Source organism: Flavobacterium marginilacus (genome assembly GCF_026870155.1).
GTDB classification, from domain to species: Bacteria; Bacteroidota; Bacteroidia; order Flavobacteriales; family Flavobacteriaceae; genus Flavobacterium; species Flavobacterium marginilacus.
Genome location: NZ_CP113975.1, coordinates 4,077,032 through 4,094,318 on the forward strand (window position 1 = coordinate 4,077,032; position 17,287 = coordinate 4,094,318).

Below are 17,287 nucleotides of genomic sequence, written 5' to 3' on the forward strand. Positions count from 1 at the left end.
GCTATTTTGTTTTGAAATATTTTTTAGGAACATATAAAAATCCAAAACACTCACCATCCATTTTGCCTAAATGTTTATGATGCTGTTTGTGTGCCCTGCGAAGTGCCAAAAAATACATGTTTTTAGTATTTCGCAATACTTTTATCCTTTGATGAATAAAAATATCATGCACAAAAAAATAGGCCATCCCGTAAAAAGTTATTGAGAAACCAATATAAAACAAATAATTAAAATCTGCGAGTGAACCAAAATACATTAATGCAATCGCCGGCAATGCAAAAATGACAAAGAAATAATCGTTTTTCTCGAATGCGCTTTCGCTGCTGTGATCATGATGATCCTTGTGCAAAATCCATAAAAAACCATGCATAACGTACTTATGGATAAGCCAAGTTGCGCCTTCCATGCTAATAAATACTGCTAGTACGATTAGAAAATTTATCATTTCACCTGATTTTGATTAAATTTTTTATTTAAATATTGAAACCGATAATCAAAGATTTCGTTAAGCTTTTTTTTGACAAATAAATAATGAGCAATCTGGCCCAAAATACCAAAAGGCAATTCATAGTCGACAGTATCTTTCATCAAGACCCCATCAGCATTAAGAATAAATTCATGGTGATGATTCCAAAGCTTGTAAGGTCCTTTTGCCTGAAAATCGGTAAAGCTTTTTTGAAAATCTACCTGCAGAATATGAGTTTTCCATTTCATCGGAATTCCTAATAATGGCGAAACCGTATAATCAATTTCCATTCCTTCGTAAATAATATCACCAGCATTTTTGGTAAGCACAACAAATCCCATATTCTTTGGTGTAATCTCCGAAAGATTGTCCGGATTGGAAAAAAAAGTCCAAGCTTCAGACAAATCGCAGCAAAGCTGTTGTTCTCTATATAATTGATATATCATTTGTATTTATTTTAAAACAGAATCTAACAGATTTAAAACAGCTGTTGAATTAATCTGCTCTTTATTTTTCTTCAAAAATTCTTCATCCTCCTGAATGTTTTTATTGTATCCTAAAAAAGCAGGACAATTTTTTTGTACCGATAATCGGACCAATCGGATTTCAAAATTATTGCTGTCTTTTTTAACTGCATCTACAATTGCTGCTTTTCCTTTACTGAAAGTACTCAATTTGGAAAACGGATTGACAACATGATTTGCCCAAATTGTCTGTAATGCCCCCAAATAAGCTAAATGTACACTAGTAAGGGGTGTTTTCTCTAACTCCGTTATCATCTCTCTGCATATTTTTTTATCAGATGCCGCCTGCCCATAATGATTTCTAATGTAATCCAAATCCATAGAAAAGGCAAAACTATTGATGGCAAAAATTAAAAAAACACTATACAGCATTATCGTTTTCATCCTAAAAACTCAATTTTATAACGAACATAACTGCGCATCATTACGTTCATTTTTTGAAAATTTGGAATACGGATGCGCTCCTGCAGAATATTCTCGGCAGCGGTTCTTTTTATTTTTTTAAACAAAGACAAATAATAACGATAGGCTAAATAAACGCCAAATTTTGAAGTAGCAGGCAGCATTTTAATACCTGTCAGAGCTTCTTTGAACTCGATTTCAATTTCACTTTCGATTGCTTTTTTTACTTTATTATCAAAAACATTCATGTCAATATTAGGAAAATAGGTTCGCCCCAAAGTCCTATAATCTTCGTTCAGATCACGTAAAAAATTCACCTTTTGAAAAGCAGAACCCAGTTTCATTGCAGATGGCTTCAGTTCTTCATATTTCTCTTTATTTCCATTGGTAAAAACCTGAAGACACATCAAACCTACTACTTCTGCAGAACCATAAATATATTCTTTATACAAATCGGAATTGTAATCCATCTTTTCCAAATCCATTTCCATACTATGCAAAAATTGATTGATCAGGCTGTAATCTATCTGATATTTATGCACAGTGTCCTGGAATGACTGCAGAATTGGGTTGAGCGATATTTTTTCATATAAAGCAACCTGAGTTTCTTTCTTGAACCTCATCAAAAGTGTTTTCTTATCAAAATCATGAAAACTATCCACTATCTCATCTGCCAATCTGACAAAACCATAAATGGCATAAATCGCAGGCCTGATTGACGGTTTCAGTGCCAAAATCCCGAGAGAAAAACTGGTGCTGTACTTTTTAGTTGTCTTTTTGCTTACCTCATAGGACAATTCATCAAATAACTTTTTCATCTTTATGCCTTTTTAATTGATTTACTTCTGTTGCTACGATTTTTCCAGATATAATAGAAGGTGGAACACCAGGTCCTGGCACCGTTAATTGTCCCGTATAAAATAAATTCTGTATTTTTTTGTTCTTAATTTTTGGCTTCAAAACTGCGGTTTGTGAAAGCGTATTGGCTAATCCATACGCATTGCCTCCATATGCATTATAATCACTGGCAAAATCAGACACGCAATAGCTTTTTTTGTACACTATTTTAGACTGCAGATTTTGAGTTCCTGTAAGGCTTTCGACACGCTGAATCATTGCTGCCAAATATTCTTCTCTCTTGGATTCGGCGTCATCTATTCCGATAGCCAAAGGCATCAGTAAAAAAAGGTTTTCTCCTTCCGCCGGTGCCACATCTGGATCAGTTTTTGATGGACAGCAGGCATAAAACAATGGTTTTTCAGGCCATCTTTTATCTCCATAAATAGCATCAATATGGATATCCAGATCATTTTCAAAAAACAATGTATGATGTCTTAGATTCGGTATTTTATCTTTGAACCCTAAATAATAAATCAAGCATGAAGGAGCAAAAGTTCTTTTCTTCCAATACGATTCAGAATAATTTCGTTCGTCTTCCTCAAGTAATGTTTCGGTGTGATGGTAATCTGATGAAGCCACTACCGCATCAAATTCATAATTTTTGCCATTGATAAGCAGCGAGCTGACTTTACCTTTCTCGGTAATAATCTTATCTACCGTCCGATTAAAATGAATAAAAGCACCTTGTGACTCAGCAACTTTCTGCATTGCCAAAACCAATTGGTAAAAACCTCCCATCGGATACCATGTCCCTAGTTTATAGCCTCCATAATTCATCAAACTGTACAAAGCTGGAATATCCTTTGGCGAAGCCCCAAGAAATATTACGGGAAATTCCATTAATGTTCTCAGCTTTTGATTTTTAAAATTCTTAGCTACATACGACCTAAAATTAGTGAGCAAATCCAATTTTAATGCACTCGAAGCAATTTTAGGAGATATAAATTCCATCCAGTTGTGACAGGGCTTTTGAACAAAATCCTTCATGCCAACCTCGTATTTATACTGTGCGGCATTCATAAAACGTTCCAATTTTCCGCCAGCCCCTTTTTCTAAACTTTCAAACAAAGCTTTCATCTCCTGAAAAGATTCGGGAACAGCCATTTTCATATCTGAAAAAATCATTTCGAATTGAGGATTCAGGGCTACCAATTCAAAAAAATCAGAAGCCTTGCAATCAAAATCGTTAAAAAAACTTTCTATAATATCCGGCATCCAATACCAGCTCGGTCCCATATCAAAAGTAAAACCATTATCGGTAGTAAATTGTCTGGCTCTGCCTCCAGGTTGGTCATGTTTTTCGAAAATATGAACATTATGACCAGCTTTGGCAAGATATGCCGCTGCCGAAAGACCCGAAAAACCAGCACCAATTACTGCAATAGTTTTTTTTGCATTTGATTTATCCATAGTTTCTTTTCTAATTCTTAATAACCTGTTTTTTATCGCTAAATTGCTTTTAAATAGGCATCGTATGCGATATTCAATAGCTGGGAGGAATCCGAATTATTATGATACAAAGGCTTATGAAAATGATCCAATTTTTGGAGCAGACTAATTAACTGCAGCTTTTCAATACTGCTCAGATCTCCAGTTACAACATTAGTAGCCTGCCTGATTTTATCCATTTGCTTTTCCAAAGCCATCCTGCCATTATCTGTAATGGTTATCACTTTACTTCTTTTATCAAATTCAGAATCAACCTGATCAACCCAGTCTTTCTGAATCAATCGGTCTATCACTTTCATGCCTGTGGGTTTGTCTTGAATATTCTTTTTAATCAATTCCATTTTCGACATCGAACCAAAAGCTTTTAGATTAATTAGATAAATGAAATCTTCTTGAGTCGAAAATTCAGAACCATAAATCGCTGACTTGGAATATGATTTTGCATACCTGTTCATATGCACAATCAAGGTATTGATGACACTTTCCGGACTTCTTCCGTTTTCTTTTCCTTCCCAGTATGGTTCCTGGTTCTTTATATCATTTTCGCATCTTCGACAAATCCAATCCTTAAACCCTTTTAGGTCATCAGTATATAGATTACTGGAAATACTTGCCTCTTCAAACTCCTGTACCAGCCCTACAACATCCTTGAGTAAATTATAATTCATAAAAAATAATGTAATTAAATTGCAAAATAACTCCTATTTGGCATTAGCTGTAATTAAAACACAGGAGTAAATTGTTTTAATAACAAAAGTCAAAAATCATACTTCCATTTTAAATATAGAATACAAATATACTATTTTTTGAATTAAAATTATTATTTCAATTCAAAATAGTATATACATACACTATTTAATTACAAATAAATAATTAAATCATTGAAATATCACTCCTTAAAAGCTACATTGAAGATTTTTATATACGCAGCTTTTTTATTAAAAATAAATTTTAAATTTATTTTACTATTTTGCTTTGAAAAGCAGAAATAAACACTATATTTGCACTCGCAATACGGGGTGTAGCGTAGCCCGGTTATCGCGCCTGCTTTGGGAGCAGGAGGCCGCAGGTTCGAATCCTGCCACCCCGACAAAAAGCCGAACAGCAATGTTCGGCTTTTTTTGTGGAAAAATTTAAAACCTGATAGTTACCAAAAAAACAAGACAAATAATAATAAAAAATCCCAGCTGTTCAACCGGGATTGTTATAAAATAAAAGCTTTTAACTCCTCTATTTTTGCTGTGGCTTATTTCCTGAAGGCAGATAATACAGCCAGCTGAAGCCTATTAAAAACAGCACCAAAGAAGCAACAAATGCCGGAATTAAAATTTCTTTATTATTTTCCAAAGCATTGTTCAGCGAGGCATACAACAGCCAAATCTGGATTGTGACATTCAAAATTAATATGAATATCAAAGTTGAAAGTATGTTGTTCAGTTTATTTGGGTTCGCTTGATTCTGACTTGTTCTAAAAGTACTCATGGCTATTGGGTTTTGGCAAAACATTTTATTTTTTTACCATTAAAGAATTAAGCAAAGTTAAGTTTTAGCTTAATGATTCTTAATTTCTTAATGGTTCATAATTTTTAAACTTCGTGTTCTTCCTGATGGGAAGCTTTTACATAAATATCATTTTCTTTAAAAAAAACTTCCAGGCTTGGCAATGCTCTTGGTGGCGGCCCGCCCAAAACATCTCCTGTTTTAGCATCAAATGAGCCTTCATGACAAGGACAATGAATAATTCCAGTGCCTGGTTTGTAAAATACGGAACATGATAAGTGTGTACATTTTTGCTCATAGGCCTTGAAGTCGCCATTTTCCAGATGAATCAGAATATAAGGAATAGTGCTTCCCTCGATCACAAAACCGCGGGTTCCGCCTACTGGAACTTCATCTTTCCTGCATACAAAATGCTCGCCCTCGACTTCTTCTTTCGGAAGCAGATAGGCTTTGGCGGCAACGAGTCCGCTGCCTACCATCAGTCCGCCCGAAACCAGAGTCAGGAACTTGGCAAAATCACGACGGCTTACATTAGTCGCCTGTTGTTTGAGTACTGGAAAATCTTTCTTCCAGTTTTTATTTAAATTATCTTCTTTTGACATTTTTATATGGTGTGAAAAGTTTAAAGGTTTAAGAGTTTAATGTTTGACATTCTTAATTCCTAGTATATAATTAACTCATTGCTTCCTTTCGGCATCATGATGTTGACTTTGGTATTGACAATTTCTTTTCCAAAAATAAAAGTATTAACCGGTGTACTGTTAGGACGCATTTCCTCGATTTCGGTTCTTGTACCAAAAAACAAGGCACCACTTGGACAAACCGTTGCACACATTGGTTTTTTGCCAATGCTGGTTCTGTCGTAACACATTGTACACTTCATCATCAAATCATAGGACTCTTCTTTTTTTGGCACACCAAAAGGACAGGCCAAGACACAATTCGAACAACCAATACATCTTTCAGTATTTGCGGTATGCACGATTCCGTGCTCGTCTTTGGAAATCGCATCGGCGGGACATACATTCGCACATACGGGATCGTCGCAGTGCATACACACCTGAACGGTCGTCTGCACCGTTGAAGCCCTATCTACATAATTGACGCTGATTAAAGATTCCTGACCGTTAGTCTCACATTCGGCGCAAGCCATTTCACAGGCTTTACAGCCAATGCAGCGCTGCATATCTACAAAAAATTCCTCGTTTTTATTGAAACTCGTATAATTCATTTTTCCTTTTTATAGATTAAATACTTGCATACGCCGTTGATTCTTTAGACGGAGGCGCAATTTCCTTAAGCGGTTCCAAGTGACAGGCACATACTTTAAACTCCGGTATTTTGGAAATAGGATCCAATGTTCCCGGCGTTAACTGATTGGCCGATTTTTTACCCGACCAGTGGTACGGTATAAAAACGGTATCCTCCCGAATGGTTTCCACAATATTCGCGGGAAAAATCCCTTCTCCTCTTCGGGTGGAAACCTTTATTAATTCTCTTTGTTTGATTCCGTATTGCTGTGCCAGTTTAGGGTGAATTTCCAATAACGGTTCAGGATATTGGTCAACCAGCTTGCCTATTCTTCGTGTTTGTGTACCGCTCAAATATTGTGATACGACACGGCCCGTTGTCAAAATCACGGGATAATCCGCATCGGTCACTTCGCCCGGAAGCTTGTAAGGCGCAGGATTAAAATGTGCTTTCCCGTCAGGAGTCTTAAACTTTCTGTCTTCCCATAACCTTGGCGTTCCCGGATGGTCTTCACTTGGACATGGCCAAAACATTCCCATATTATCCTCAATTCGCTTATAGGTGATTCCGTAGTAATCTGCCGTTCCGCCTTTAGAAGCCACGCGCAATTCGTTGAAAATAGCTTCACTATTTTCATATGTAAATTTATCCTTCACACCCAAACGCTTGGCCAATTCCAAAATAATCGAAGTATCGGTTCTTGCCATTCCCGGAGGCGTTACCGCCTGACGAATTCGAATCACTCGACCCTCTGCCGATGTGGTGGTACCTTCCTCTTCTTCCTGCAAAGAACCAGCCAATACAATATCGGCATGGCGTGCGGTTTCATTCAGGAAAAAGTCTATACATACATAATATTCCAGTTTTTCCAAAGCCTCACGAACATAATTACTGTTCGGTAAAGACACTAACGGATTGAAACAAATAGAAATCAATCCCTTAATTTCCCCACGGTGAATAGCTTCGATTATTTCGTAGGCCGAAAGCCCTTTCCCCGGCAAATCTTTCTCGTTGATTCCCCAAACTTCCGAAATATACTTACGGTGTTCAGGATTTTCAATATCCCTGTTTCCGGGTAACTGATCACATTTATGACCGTGTTCCCTACCGCCCTGACCATTTCCCTGGCCGGTAATCGTTGCGTAACCGCAATACGGCTTTCCTATTCTTCCGGTTGCCAATACCAAATTGATACAACCCAAAACATTGTCCACTCCTTTTGAGTGGTGCTCAATTCCGCGGGCGTGAAGCAAGAAACTCGTTTTGGCTCTGCCCCATAATTCGGCTGTTTCGCGTATTTTATTTTTGTCAATTCCGGTCACTTCCTCTGCCCATTCCAAGGTGTAATCCTTAACGGCATCAATCGTTTCCTGAAATCCTGAAGTATAATTATCTATAAAATCATGATCCAGCATATCGTGATCCACTAGGTATTTCAAAATCGCGCCATACAAAGCTGAATCAGTCCCAGGACGTACGTCCAAATGAATATCGGCAGTTCGCGCCAGCGGAATCATCCTTGGATCCACCACAATAATTTTGGCACCGCGGTCACGGGCTTTCCAAATCCAGTGCGTCAACGTTGGAAAAGTCTCGCTGATATTCGCTCCAGCCACAATAATCACTTCGGCATATTCCAAGTCCGAATAATTATTTGAGCCCCTGTCCAGTCCAAACGCTTTTTTGTTTCCCGCACCTGCACTCACCATGCACAAACGTCCGTTATAATCAAGGTTTTTAGTTTTCAAGGCCACACGTGCAAACTTCCCAACCAAATAACTTTTCTCATTCGTCAATGAAACCCCAGACAACATCGAGAACGCATCATTCCCGTATTTCTCCTGAATCCTTTTAATTTCCGAAACCGTTTTATCCATCGCATCATCCCAGGAAATAGGCGCAAATCCCTGTCCCGGAACGTTTTTCAAAGGAGACATCAATCGGTCAGGGTGGTTATTCTGCAGATAACGCTGAACCCCTTTTGGACAAAGCCTTCCCTCATTAAAAGGAAATTCCATCCAAGGCTCAAACCCCACCACCGTATTATCTTTCACCAACAATTGAATCCCGCACTGCATCCCGCAAAAACAACAATGCGTTTTCACGGCCTCATCCGGCTCGTCCCTTCCCACATATCCGTCCTTTGGCGCATAATTCAGGGTCGGCCCAAAATGCTTTACTATATTCTCCTCTGCTACAGGTAATTTTGCCATTTTATATTTTTATAAATGTATGTTCTCTTTTTCTAAAATCTTAAATCAAAAATAGTTACCCGAGCCTGAAAGGCGAACAGGCGAAGCAATCTGCAATCTAAAATCATCATCCTTTGGGCGTGACCACAATAGAAAAAGGGGCTGATTTAACAGGGTCTTTATTCGCCCCTTTTTCTATTGCGGTCGGGCTATCCGCGCTACTTCGGTAGCCAGCTTCTATCCCTCACGCGGTCGCAAATCAACATCAGGTTTTCAATCAAAAACATTTCGTTCTTTTAACACATTCTCCCTCTCACAACCTGCCTACTTAAATCTATTCTATTTTTTCTAACTTCTATCCTCTAACCTCTTTTTTCTAACCTCAAACATTATCCAAACAAATTCCCCCCCTGCTGTCTTGCTTTCAAATGCGCCATTGCCAGTCGGGATCTTTTCCCTTCAGGGCTCAAATCCAAATGCGATGTTCCGTCTTCGTGGGTAAAATCAAAACCCAATTCTTCCGTAACCGTTTTCAAATCCTGAATGTGCAGTTTAGTGGCAAACTCCTCGCCCGTATGCGGACAAACCGCCATACCCATTTTCATTCCCTGTTTCTTGTAAATATGAGCCCCGATTTGAGCCGGACGCTGAATGATATGGAAAAACTTCCCGAACGGAATCCAAATCAAGAACATTATCACCGTAACCGCATGCAAAACCGCCAGGAAATCAAAAGCAAAACCTTTCATGAACTGATACGAATACGTCAATCCCAATCCCGTAACCGAAATGGCTATCAATAAAATAAGCGGTAACAAATCTCCTTCAAAAGACTGAGTGGCAATCAATCCAGGGTTTGTCAAACGTCTTCTTAAATAATATAATGATCCAAAAATAACCAAATACGAAGACCAGTTCAACGCATGAAAGGTCAAAAAAGCGGTAATCGAATCCAAATTGAAATCCATCACCTTAAACCCGAAAAAATACGCTTCATACACCGAAATGGAATTCGGGGCCATCGCAAAATTAATCCACCCAAAAGTAAGCGGTATCGTAATCAAAAATGCCGAAGTACAGCCCACAGCAATCATAAAATGCGCCACCCAGCGGTATTTTCCCCTTGGATAAATAAACTTCTGAAACGCAATATTCTCCACCGATTCTTTGGTGGCAAACCAAAAATGCGAAAACACTTTTCCGGTCACCAAATATGTAATTCCTCTTTTAAAGTAAATCCAAGTCGGTGGCCGTTGTAGCCAAACAGTATAGCGATATACAATCCCAAAGAAAGCAAACACCGTCCCAAATAAATAAGTTACCAATGCTGCGTCAAAATTCTGCAGTTTTCTTGACCCATAAAACACTAGGGCAATCATAAAGATCGAGAGCCCGGTTGCAATCAGTAAAGCTTTGGTGTTATAGGTTTTGTTTTTCATAAATCTAAAATTTAATACGGTTTTAAACTTCGTAAAATCAGTTAAAAAAGACCGTTTTATTTTTGTTGTAAAATTAGCAAAAGAATTACTAAGTAAAAATACTTAAGTAGTTTTGAAAACACAAATCAATTAAAATATGTTACAATATCTAAAGTCAACGCAGTATTCTTTAATTAATATTACGCTGACTTTTATTTATACCATTAAAAATAAATTCCTAAAAGCTTAGCTTGGTTTCTCACATCCTTTGCGGTTATAAAACCACCAATTTACAGAAGTAGCTAAGATAGTGAAAAGAATCAGACCAATAAAGAACTGATTTACAGTTCCGTTTGCTGTAATGTTGTTTCCAATTAGTTTTGAAAAAATAAAAGGTCCAAAAGCGGCAATTGCAGCAGTCCATCCAATCACTCCAGCAGCTTGACGCTGATTCTCTGAAAATATGATAGGAAACTGTCTAAAAGTACCTGCATTTCCAACTCCTGTAAAGAAAAACATAGCTAGTATCACTGCGACAAACATTGGAAACTGATCCATACTCGTTGGAGAAACCAATCCTTGTGTGACCAAAATAACTGCACCAGTCAAAATTCCGATTCCGGTTATAGTTGTCAATATAGCCCCTCCTACTTTATCGGCCACAAAACCAAAACAAACCCTGCTCGCAGAACCAATCAGCGGACCATAAAAAGCATATACCAAAGGATCTGGTGCATTTGGAAAATCACCATACAAGAATTTAATCATCAATGGAAAAGCTGCAGACAGACCAGCGAATGTTCCAAAAGTCATCACATAAGTTATGGTGCAGAACCAAGTGTGTTTGTTTTTGAAAATATCCATCTGTTCTTTTATGGAAGCCTGCATTGGAATGCTTTTCAAAAAGAACCAGCTGATTACGCCCAAAACCAAAAGAAAACCAATGTACCAGAATGCAGCCGATTGAATGTAGATTTCCTTATGCGTAACCGCCTCATTTTCGGGACTAATTTTGTTTAATATTTTTTCGGCCAATTTAGGGTTTGCATTGGCAATCGCTTTAGATTTCTCATTGAGTGGCAATGCAGAAAAAATCTTGAAATTTTCATTTGATTTCGTTACCGCAGTAACCGAATCTAATACTGGTTTCTTTACAGCAGCCAGAATTTTATTTTGTGATTTGTCATCCAAGGCTGCAAAAACTTCATTTTGTTTTTCAACTGTTGAATCTTTTAAAACATTCTTTGTTTCCTTAACATCGATGCTTGTAAATACCGAAGTAGTTCCGTAAATACTAACACTCAAAATAATCGGTGTAATAAACTGTGCTAAACTAACTCCAAAATTCCCAATTCCCGCTTGGATTCCCAAAGCCGTCCCTTTTAATCTTTTTGGAAAAAACAAACTGGTACTAGGCATAAAGGATGAAAAATCACCGCCGCCAAAACCACTGGTAATAGCCAAAAGAACAAATACCCAAAACGGAGTATTGGTATCCATCACCGCAAATCCGATACCGACTACCGGGATGAGTTTCAATAAAGTAGCTACGGTCACAACGTGTCTTGTTCCATAAATTGGCAAGATAAATGTGTGGATAATCCTTAGGAAACCTGCAGCCAAACCTGGTATAGCCACCAGCCAAAAAAGCTGATCTTTAGAAAAAGGAAAACCCAGCCCTGGTAATTTCACCGCTATTACGCTCATCATAAACCATGAGGCGAAAGAAAATATCAATGACAAAGTTGTAATTGTCAATGTTTTCCATGCAATTTTGCTTCCTGTATTTTTCCAGAATTCATCGTTTTCTGGTTCCCATTTGTCTAACCACGTTTTCATAACTATATTTTTTATTTCAGAATTTAACTTTAGCAGTAATTACTAATCTATCGAAAAATAAGACAAATAAGTCCTTTATTTGCTGATGTAAAATTAAAAGACAATAAAACATTAAAATATGATATTTATCAGTTGAATTAAATAAATTACAACATCAAAAATCCTTTAATTTATAAGCCTCTGAATCCAACAAAAAGCTGTTTAATAATGACGACAGGACACAACTTATTAACTACTGATAAAACCAAAATCCAGCTTCATCACGGCATTCGCATTTAAAAAAAAATAAACACGAATTTCACCAATTAACACTAATTCTTATCAAAATTGAAATCAAATTTTATAACTTTTTACAGTTTCGAATATTTTGTGTAATTAAACAGCAATCTTAATTCATGCAAATTAGTGTAATTCGTGTCAGAAACTTTTAAAAGCGAATGCCGTGCAGCTTCATTAAAATTATATTTTATCAACAGAATTATTTCTATTTTTGCATTCTAAACAAACAAAAATTAATATGCTCATTATAGGAATCGCAGGAGGAACGGGGTCAGGAAAAACAACAGTAGTACATCAAATCATGAATGAACTGCCAGAAGCTGAAGTGGGGATTATATCTCAGGACTCCTACTATAAAGAGACACATGATTTAAGTTATGAGGATCGTTCTAACATCAATTTTGATCACCCAAGAGCTATTGATTTTGAATTATTAGTAGCCCATCTCAAAGAATTAAAAGCAGGAAACATCATAAACCAGCCGGTCTATTCTTTTGTACAGCACAACAGAACTGATGATGTTGTAATTACTCACCCACGAAAAGTAATGATTGTAGAAGGAATTCTAATTCTGACAAACCCTGAATTGAGAAAGCTTTTTGACATTAAGATATATGTACATGCCGATTCGGATGAACGCTTAATCCGACGTTTAAAAAGAGATATTGCCGAGCGCGGAAGAGACATGAATGAAGTTCTAAACCGCTACCAGCATACCTTAAAACCAATGCATGAGCAATTCATAGAACCGACAAAAGCTTTTGCTGACATAATTATTCCAAATGACAGATTTAATACTGTAGCAATCGACGTAGTCCGCGCAGTAATTAATCAGCGTATTTTATAATTTTATTGTAATTTTATAGGCATATAAAACGCAACAGATCTTTGCTTTCCTGTAAAACAAAGCGATGCAAAACAAAATCTCAATTTTCTATTAAAATTAGGCAAACAACCCGATGAAAAACCCTTTTAAAAACAGCTATTGGTTTAAAATTTTAAGCAACAAATACGTTTGGGTCTCGTTATCATTTTTAGTCTGGATGGTTTTTCTAGATAATTACTCTTATTTTGAACATCGATTTTTAAATAAACAAATTGATGAACTCGAAGATAATGCAACTTATTATGAGGGAGAAATCAAGAAAGATGAAGAAAAAATCAAACAGTTAAAAAATCCTTTGCAGATAGAGAAATATGCCCGTGAAAAATACTATATGAAAAAAGATAGTGAAGACATTTATATCATTCAATTTGATAGTGATACTGTTAAAAAAAAATAACCCTACCGCGTATTAAATCTAATTACAAGCAAAAATGGCAAAGAATTTATTCGATGATTTCAGTCCGGTTTCAGCAAAACTTTGGAAACAGAAAATTCAGTTTGAACTCAACGGAGCCGATTATAATCAAACCTTAATCTGGAATTCTACTGAAGACATCAAGGTTAAGCCATTTTATGATAAAGAAGATACTGCAAAAAAATATTCGGTTTCAACAAAAGCCTCTCAATTCAAAATCTGCCAAAATATCTTTGTTTTTGATCTTGATAAATCAATTGAAAAAGCTTTGGACTCCATCAGCCGCGGAGCTGAAAGCCTTCGTTTTACAATTCCAGATTCAAACATAAACATCATAAAACTATTGGAAAGACTTCCTTTAGAAAAAATTGCTGTTTACTTTCGTTTCCGATTTATTTCAATCGATTTCGTCAAAAGGATTGATGCTTTTGTAAAAGAAAAAAAAGCAGCTGTCTATTGTCTTTTAGACCCGATTGGCCAATTAGCCAAAGACGGAAATTGGTACGCAACGCAAGAAAAAAATAATTTTGAAACACTAAATATAATTGCCAAAGAAACTGCATCTCTTTCACTTATCAGCATCAACAGTGGTTTGTATCAGAATGCAGGAGCCAATATTGTACAGCAGATTGCATACAGCCTTGCCCATGCTAATGAATATTTTAACAGAATAGATACCATTAACAAACCTATTGTTTTTCAAATTTCAGTAGGAAGCAATTATTTCTTTGAAATTGCAAAACTTCGGGCATTCCGAATACTGTTTAAAAAAATAGCTCAAGAATATGAGCACAAATTAAACTGTCATATTCTTGTCACTCCATCTAAGCGCAATAAAACCATTTACGATTATAATGTCAATATGCTTCGTACAACGACGGAATGCATGAGTGCAATTCTTGGCGGAGCCGATGCAGTTGCCAATCTGCCGTATGATTCATTATATCACAAAGACAATGAATTTGGCGGCAGAATTGCAAGAAATCAACTGCTGCTTTTAAAAAATGAAAGTTATTTTGACAAAGTAGATAATCCTGCGGAGGGCAGTTATTATATCGAAAGTTTAACGAATCAATTAGCAGAAAAAGCATTATTATTATTTAAAGATATTGAAACTAAAGGCGGTTTCCTAAAGCTATTGAACGAAGGTGTAATCAAAAGAAAAATACAAGAAAGTGCTGATGCAGAACAAGCTCTCTTTGATTCCGGCAAAGAAACATTATTGGGAACCAATAAATATCCTAACAAGAATGACAAAATGAAACACGATTTAGAATTGTTTCCTTTTGTAAAAATCAAACCCCGAAAAACATTGATTACACCTATCATTGAAAAACGATTGGCAGAAAAAATGGAACAGGAAAGGCTTTCGGAAGAGTAATCAGACTGCAGTAACTCAGTCTTTAGTAAACGACAGAATCAATTTGGTATTAACTAAAAAGATTAATGACCAGACAAATGAAAAGAAAAGATTTACAGCATATATCACTCCAAAACGATTTTCAGCCCGCAGAAAACAAACTGCCAGCTGAAAGCTTTCTTACGGCCGAAGGAATTGAGCTTAAAAAGACTTATTCTGAAAAAGACATAGAAACTCTCGAGCATCTTGATTTTGCTGCAGGCTTTGCACCATATCTGCGCGGTCCTTATACTTCAATGTATGTTCGAAAACCTTGGACAATCCGTCAGTATGCAGGATTTTCTACGGCACAGGAAAGCAATGCATTTTACAGAAGAAATCTTGCCGCAGGACAAAAAGGACTTTCCATCGCTTTTGATCTGCCGACACATAGAGGATATGATTCTGATCATGAGCGTGTAGTGGGCGATGTTGGAAAAGCCGGAGTAGCTATTGACTCTGTTGAAGACATGAAAATATTATTTGATCAGATTCCGCTTCATGAGATGTCTGTTTCTATGACGATGAATGGTGCTGTACTGCCAATTATGGCTTTTTATATTGTTGCTGCAGAAGAACAGGGAGTAAAGCCAGAACAGCTTTCGGGAACTATTCAAAATGATATCCTGAAAGAATTTATGGTACGTAATACTTACATCTACCCGCCAGCACCTTCAATGAAAATCATTGCTGATATATTTGAATTTGCAAGCGATAAAATGCCAAAATTCAATTCTATTTCCATCTCCGGGTATCATATGCAGGAAGCTGGAGCTACTGCTGATATTGAATTGGCTTACACACTCGCCGATGGATTAGAATACATTAGAACAGGATTGGCAGCAGGAATGAAAATAGATGATTTTGCTCCACGCTTGTCCTTTTTCTGGGCGATCGGGATGAACCATTTCATGGAAATTGCCAAGATGAGAGCAGGAAGGATGATTTGGGCAAAACTTCTAAAACAGTTTAATCCAAAAGATGAAAAATCATTAGCACTAAGAACCCATTGCCAAACATCCGGCTGGAGTTTAACAGAACAAGATCCGTTTAATAATGTAGCCCGTACCTGTATAGAAGCAACGGCAGCAGTTTTTGGAGGAACACAGTCTTTACATACCAATGCTCTGGACGAAGCAATAGCTTTACCTACAGACTTCTCAGCCCGAATAGCCCGAAATACCCAAATCTATCTGCAGGAAGAAACTAAAATCACCAAAACAGTAGACCCTTGGGCAGGAAGCTACTATATTGAAAGCTTAACTAATGAAATTGTAGAAAAAGCCTGGAAACTCATTGAAGAAGTGGAAGAATTAGGCGGAATGACCAAAGCTATTGAAACTGGAATCCCTAAAATCCGGATTGAAGCAGCAGCAGCCCGTAAACAGGCCCGAATAGACAGCGGGCAGGATATAATTGTAGGTGTTAACAAATACCGATTAGAAAAGGAAGACCCATTACAGATTCTAGATGTAGACAATCAAATGGTACGCCTGCAGCAAATAGAACAATTAAGCAGAATAAAAGCATGCAGGGATTCTAGCAAAGTTCAAGCTTCACTACAAAAATTAACCAGCTGTGCACAAACTGGTCAGGGAAATTTATTGGAAATTGCAATTGAAGCTGCCAGAAACCGCTGTACATTGGGAGAAATCAGTGATGCTTTGGAAACTGTTTTCGGAAGATATAAAGCGCAGATTAAATCTTTTAGAGGTGTATACAGCAAAGAAATGAAAGACGATAAAAGCTTTGAAAAAGCAAAACAGCTGGCAGACAGCTTTGCCAAGCAGGAAGGCCGCCGCCCAAGAATAATGATTGCCAAAATGGGGCAGGACGGTCATGATCGAGGTGCCAAAGTAGTTGCAACTGGCTATGCCGATGTAGGTTTTGATGTCGATATTGGTCCACTATTTCAAACTCCTGCCGAAGCCGCCAAACAAGCCGTTGAAAACGATGTGCATATTCTTGGAGTATCTTCACTGGCGGCAGGACATAAAACATTAGTACCACAGGTAATCGAAGAATTAAAAAAATACGGCAGAGAAGATATTATGGTCATCGTTGGCGGAGTAATCCCAGCTCAGGATTACCAGTTTTTATTTGACGCAGGTGCTGTTGCAGTTTTTGGACCTGGAACCAAAATCAGTGAAGCTGCCATACAAATATTAGAAATTCTGATTGATTAATTTTTTTGCCAAAGCGGCACAAAAGAAGCGGTGAAATTTAAAAGTTAAACTTTTGAGTCTTACCGCTTCTTTTGTGCCGTTACTTTTTACATCTGCTCTTGAATAAATACTATCGGACTACTGGATATAATAAAGACTTAAACTAGATAGTAAATCCAAAAAAAAGATTCAAACAAAATCT

Annotated in this window: 16 protein-coding genes and 1 tRNA gene; 5 read left to right on the forward strand and 12 right to left on the reverse strand. The window is 37.1% G+C overall.

All coding sequences use genetic code 11. The annotated features are described in order from the left end of the window. Window position 1 precedes the first annotated feature (1 nt). Genes OZP07_RS16860 through OZP07_RS16885 form a run of 6 tightly spaced genes read right to left on the reverse strand, consistent with a single transcriptional unit; the run spans window position 2 to window position 4,409 of the window. Entirely contained in the window at window positions 2-445 is a 444-nt protein-coding gene (locus OZP07_RS16860) for a sterol desaturase family protein (protein ID WP_281636021.1), read from the reverse strand. Further along, entirely contained in the window at window positions 442-912 is a 471-nt protein-coding gene (locus OZP07_RS16865; RefSeq protein ID WP_194640816.1) for an SRPBCC family protein, read from the reverse strand. The genes OZP07_RS16860 and OZP07_RS16865 overlap by 4 nt, the downstream gene beginning before the upstream one ends. 6 nt (window positions 913-918) lie before the next feature. Then, window positions 919-1,374 (reverse strand): hypothetical protein, encoded by a 456-nt coding sequence (locus tag OZP07_RS16870; protein WP_281636022.1) that lies wholly within the window; start codon window positions 1,372-1,374, stop codon window positions 919-921. Continuing rightward, on the reverse strand, window positions 1,371-2,210 hold the full coding sequence (locus OZP07_RS16875) for a phytoene/squalene synthase family protein (protein WP_281636023.1): 840 nt from the start codon (window positions 2,208-2,210) through the stop codon (window positions 1,371-1,373). The genes OZP07_RS16870 and OZP07_RS16875 overlap by 4 nt, the downstream gene beginning before the upstream one ends. Further along, on the reverse strand, window positions 2,194-3,702 hold the full coding sequence (locus OZP07_RS16880; protein ID WP_281636024.1) for a phytoene desaturase family protein: 1,509 nt from the start codon (window positions 3,700-3,702) through the stop codon (window positions 2,194-2,196). The genes OZP07_RS16875 and OZP07_RS16880 overlap by 17 nt, the downstream gene beginning before the upstream one ends. Before the next feature lie 38 nt (window positions 3,703-3,740). Then, complete coding sequence (locus tag OZP07_RS16885; RefSeq protein WP_281636025.1) at window positions 3,741-4,409, reverse strand: MarR family winged helix-turn-helix transcriptional regulator; 669 nt, start codon at window positions 4,407-4,409, stop codon at window positions 3,741-3,743. Window positions 4,410-4,756: 347 nt separating this feature from the next. On the opposite strand from OZP07_RS16885, the gene OZP07_RS16890 reads away from it, so the two are divergent. After that, window positions 4,757-4,831, forward strand: a tRNA-Pro gene (locus tag OZP07_RS16890). A gap of 140 nt (window positions 4,832-4,971) precedes the next feature. Here the strand turns inward: OZP07_RS16890 and OZP07_RS16895 are convergent. From OZP07_RS16895 to OZP07_RS16920, 6 genes are all read right to left on the reverse strand, one after another. Beyond that, complete coding sequence (locus tag OZP07_RS16895; protein WP_281636026.1) at window positions 4,972-5,223, reverse strand: DUF6755 family protein; 252 nt, start codon at window positions 5,221-5,223, stop codon at window positions 4,972-4,974. 104 nt (window positions 5,224-5,327) lie between these two features. Next, a complete protein-coding gene (locus OZP07_RS16900) occupies window positions 5,328-5,843 on the reverse strand; it encodes a Rieske (2Fe-2S) protein (RefSeq protein ID WP_281636027.1) in 516 nt (171 codons plus the stop codon). A gap of 59 nt (window positions 5,844-5,902) precedes the next feature. Further along, window positions 5,903-6,472 (reverse strand): 4Fe-4S dicluster domain-containing protein, encoded by a 570-nt coding sequence (locus OZP07_RS16905; protein WP_281636028.1) that lies wholly within the window; start codon window positions 6,470-6,472, stop codon window positions 5,903-5,905. 16 nt (window positions 6,473-6,488) lie between these two features. Continuing rightward, window positions 6,489-8,705 carry a molybdopterin oxidoreductase family protein gene (locus OZP07_RS16910; RefSeq protein WP_281636029.1) on the reverse strand — a complete coding sequence of 739 codons (2,217 nt, stop codon included), beginning with the start codon at window positions 8,703-8,705 and terminating at the stop codon, window positions 6,489-6,491. 368 nt (window positions 8,706-9,073) lie between these two features. After that, complete coding sequence (locus tag OZP07_RS16915; RefSeq protein WP_281636030.1) at window positions 9,074-10,123, reverse strand: MFS transporter; 1,050 nt, start codon at window positions 10,121-10,123, stop codon at window positions 9,074-9,076. 225 nt (window positions 10,124-10,348) lie between these two features. After that, the gene (locus tag OZP07_RS16920) at window positions 10,349-11,941 is read right to left on the reverse strand and encodes an MFS transporter (protein WP_281636031.1); all 1,593 of its coding nucleotides are present in this window, start codon (window positions 11,939-11,941) and stop codon (window positions 10,349-10,351) included. A gap of 517 nt (window positions 11,942-12,458) precedes the next feature. Between OZP07_RS16920 and udk the strand changes: the two genes are divergently transcribed. The 4 genes from udk (at window position 12,459) to scpA (ending at window position 17,106) form a co-directional block, all read left to right on the forward strand. Continuing rightward, window positions 12,459-13,067 carry a uridine kinase gene (gene udk, locus OZP07_RS16925; RefSeq protein ID WP_281636032.1) on the forward strand — a complete coding sequence of 203 codons (609 nt, stop codon included), beginning with the start codon at window positions 12,459-12,461 and terminating at the stop codon, window positions 13,065-13,067. 112 nt (window positions 13,068-13,179) lie between these two features. Next, on the forward strand, window positions 13,180-13,503 hold the full coding sequence (locus OZP07_RS16930; RefSeq protein ID WP_281636033.1) for an FtsB family cell division protein: 324 nt from the start codon (window positions 13,180-13,182) through the stop codon (window positions 13,501-13,503). A 34-nt stretch (window positions 13,504-13,537) separates the two neighbouring features. Next, a complete protein-coding gene (locus OZP07_RS16935) occupies window positions 13,538-14,902 on the forward strand; it encodes a methylmalonyl-CoA mutase subunit beta (RefSeq protein WP_281636034.1) in 1,365 nt (454 codons plus the stop codon). 77 nt (window positions 14,903-14,979) lie between these two features. Beyond that, window positions 14,980-17,106 (forward strand): methylmalonyl-CoA mutase, encoded by a 2,127-nt coding sequence (scpA, locus tag OZP07_RS16940; protein WP_281636035.1) that lies wholly within the window; start codon window positions 14,980-14,982, stop codon window positions 17,104-17,106. The last annotated feature ends 181 nt before the right edge of the window (window positions 17,107-17,287 follow it).